Source organism: Peterkaempfera griseoplana, assembly GCF_001418575.1.
Lineage (GTDB): Bacteria > Actinomycetota > Actinomycetes > Streptomycetales > Streptomycetaceae > Peterkaempfera > Peterkaempfera griseoplana.
In genome coordinates, this window is sequence record NZ_LIQR01000619.1 from 1 (window position 1) to 3,187 (window position 3,187).

The 3,187-nt window shown below is 70.9% G+C and carries 3 protein-coding genes and 1 pseudogene; 2 read left to right on the plus strand and 2 right to left on the minus strand.

The features are described 5' to 3' along the window. The first annotated feature begins 170 nt into the window (after positions 1 to 170). Positions 171 to 617 carry a MarR family winged helix-turn-helix transcriptional regulator gene (locus AOK09_RS34210; RefSeq protein ID WP_055591108.1) on the plus strand — a complete coding sequence of 149 codons (447 nt, stop codon included), beginning with the start codon at positions 171 to 173 and terminating at the stop codon, positions 615 to 617. Between the two features lie 17 nt (positions 618 to 634). Here AOK09_RS34210 and AOK09_RS34215 read toward each other — a convergent pair whose 3' ends face one another. Next, positions 635 to 1,882, minus strand: a complete 1,248-nt coding sequence (locus tag AOK09_RS34215; protein WP_055591109.1) for an ATP-binding protein — start codon at positions 1,880 to 1,882, stop codon at positions 635 to 637. 8 nt (positions 1,883 to 1,890) lie between these two features. After that, positions 1,891 to 2,562: a response regulator transcription factor gene (locus AOK09_RS34220; RefSeq protein WP_055591110.1), complete on the minus strand. Its 672-nt coding sequence runs from the start codon at positions 2,560 to 2,562 to the stop codon at positions 1,891 to 1,893. 458 nt (positions 2,563 to 3,020) lie between these two features. On the opposite strand from AOK09_RS34220, the pseudogene AOK09_RS42825 reads away from it, so the two are divergent. Continuing rightward, a pseudogene (locus tag AOK09_RS42825) lies at positions 3,021 to 3,187 on the plus strand (MFS transporter); the annotation flags it as partial.

Here is a 3,187-nt window from a genome sequence, read left to right on the forward strand (position 1 = left end):
GTCCCGCTCCGGGGGACGGAACGGAGCAGGGCGTCCAGGGCGTCGCGCTGCTGTCGGGACATGTGGGCCTCCAGGGGGCGAGGATGCGAAACTGGATTCCTTGGAATCCATCTGTCCCCGTCCAACCGGATGCCCAAGAAGATGATTCCTCGGAATCCATTGGAGCCGATGTGATCCGCGTCACCCATGTCTTCACCGATCTCGTCCGCGTCGAGACCCGCCTCTACAACGCGGTGAGCGCCCGGCTGCGCACCGAACAGGGGCTGGGGCTGGGCCAGTACGAGTTCCTGGAGATCGTCGACCGGGTACCGGGGTGCCGGGTGCTCGACATCGCCACCGAACTGGCGATCACCGTGGGGGCCGTCAGCAAGGCGGTCGACCGGCTGGAGGCGGCGGGCTGGTGCCGGCGGGTCGCGCACCCCCAGGACCGCCGCTCGTCCGTCCTCGAGCTCACACCCGAGGGTGCGCAGCGGCTGTCCGCCTCCCGGCTCGTCGTCGAGAGCGAACTCCGCTCACTGACCGCGACGGTCTCCCCCGACGAGCTGGCCCGTATCGCTGCCACCTTGGCCGGCCTGCGCACGGTCCTGGAGGCGGGCTCCCACGGCCGGCCGGGCTGAGGGCCGCACGGCCCGGCTCAGTGACGCTCCTGCACCGGCCGGCCGAGGAAGAGCGCAAAGACCGGCGGGCGCAGGGACAGCAGCTCCAGGCGGCCGCCGTCGGCCTCCGCGAGGTCGCGGGCGACGGCCAGGCCGATGCCGGTGGAGTTGCGGCCGCTGACCGTCCGCTCGAAGACCCGGGCGCCGAGCGCCGGGGGGACGCCCTGACCCCCGTCCTCCACCTCGACCACCACCGAGGGGCCGGTGATACGGGTGGAGAGCACCACCGTGCCGTCCCCGTGCATCAGCGAGTTCTCGATCAGGGTGGCCAGCACCTGCGCTACGGCACCGGGGGTGCCCACCGCCTCCAGTCCCTGGAGGCCCTCGATCTCCAGCTGCCGGCCGGCGCCGCGCAGGGTGGGCCGCCACTCCTCGGCCTGCTGCTTGACCACCTCGTCCAGATCGAAGGTGACCGCGGAGGCGCTGCGCGGGTCGCGCTGGTTGGTGAGCAGCCGCTGCACCACGTCGGTGAGCCGCTCCACCTGGCCGAGCGCGATCGCGGCCTCCTCCTTGACGGTCGCCGGGTCCTCGGTGGCGATGATCTCCTCCAGCCGCATGGAGAGCGCGGTGAGCGGGGTGCGCAGCTGGTGGGAGGCGTCGGCGGCGAGCCGGCGCTCGGCGGTGAGCATCCGGGCGATCCGCTCGGCGCTGGAGTCCAGCACCTCGGCGACCCGGTCGAGCTCGGGGGCGCCGTAGCGGCGGTCGCGCGGCCGGGGGTCGCCGGAGCCGAGGCGTTCGGCGGTCTCCGCGAGGTCCTTGAGCGGGCGGGTGAGACGGTTGGCCTGCCAGACGGCGAGGGCCACGGCGGCCTGGACGGCGAGCAGTGCGACCACGCCCAGCATCAGCAGCATGTTGCCGATCTCGTGCTGGACGTCCTGCCGGGAGTGCTCGACCACCACGCTCTCGCCGCGGCCGCCGGTCTGGGCGGCCCGTACCGGGTCGCCGCCCGCGGGCGGGCTGCCGATCCGGATGGGCGCATGGCCGGCGATGTGCACCTCGGCGAAGGAACCGTCGGTCACCTGGCCCTTGAGGTCCCCCACACCGACCGGCTCACCGGCGGCGATGCGGTTCTCGACGATGCCCAGGAGCCGGACCGCCTCGGCCCCGGCCCGGTCCTGTGCGGCGCTCTCGATGGTGCGCTTCTCGAAGAGGGCCAGCGGGACGCAGAACACCACCACCATCACCAGGACGACGCCCAGCAGGGAGTTGATCATCCTGCGTCGCACGCTGCCGGTCAGCCCTTCTCGAAGCGGAAGCCCACGCCTCGCACGGTGGTGATGTAGCGGGGGTTGCCCGCGTCGTCGCCGAGCTTCTTGCGCAGCCAGGAGATGTGCATGTCGAGGGTCTTGGTGGAGGTCCACCAGGTGGTGTCCCACACCTGCCGCATGATCTGCTCCCGGGTGACCACCCGGCCGGCGTCCCGTACCAGGACGCGCAGCAGCTCGAACTCCTTGGCGGAGAGCTGCAGCTCCTCCTCGCCCAGCCAGGCCCGGTGCGACTCCACGTCGATCTTCACCCCGTGGGCGCCGGTGGTGAGGTCCACGGTGCCGCGCCGCAGCAGGGCGCGCACCCGGGCCAGCAGCTCGGCGAGCCGGAAGGGCTTGGTGACGTAGTCGTCGGCGCCGGCGTCCAGGCCGACCACGGTGTCGACCTCGTCGGCGCGGGCGGTGAGCACCAGTACGGGGAAGCCCTTGCCGTCCGCACGCAGCCTCCGGCAGACCTCCAGGCCGTCCATCTCGGGCAGGCCGAGATCGAGGACCAGCAGGTCGATGTCCTCCTCCAGTCCGGTTTCGAGGGCGGCAGGGCCGTCCTCGCGCACCAGCACCTCGTAGCCTTCCCGGCGGAGCGCTCTGGCCAGCGGCTCCGAGATGGCGATGTCGTCCTCGGCGAGCAGAACTCGGGTCATGGGGCGATGGTAGTCCGCGCGCCCCGTGACGATCAGGAGCGCGGGGGGCTGTGAAGTGGAGCACAGTCGGGGCCCTGGAGCCCGGATGTGCGCAGGTGTGGATTCATCACAGAGTGTGCGGTCCAGCCTTGCCTTCGAAGGAGATTCTTCGCCTGAACCTGCACCTTGATGAAGAAAGGTCGATTCAGGCGAGTACACCACCATTCGAGATCATTAGTCCTTCCAGTCCGTTATCGCATGAATAGTGGCCGTACAGTGGTCAGGTCCCGTGTCACTCACCGGGGCACACCTGTGCCCCGGATGCCGGGACGGGCGCGGCGATCCCGCCCGGTCCCGCTCACTCGGACCACCAGGTCCCGCCCGCGCAGACCACCAGGTCCCGCTTGCTCAGACCCGCCCGGTCCCACCCAGGCAGACCGCCAGGTCCCGCTTACGCAGACAAGGAACGGCTCTCACCCATGGCGTCCACCCCGACGGAGGCGGTCATCCCGCGAATCGCCGACAGCGGTACCGGAAAGACCTTTCTCGGCCAGCCACGCGGCCTGGCGACCCTGTTCATGACCGAACTGTGGGAGCGTTGCAGCTTCTACGGCATGCGGGCCCTGCTGGGGCTATACCTGGTGGG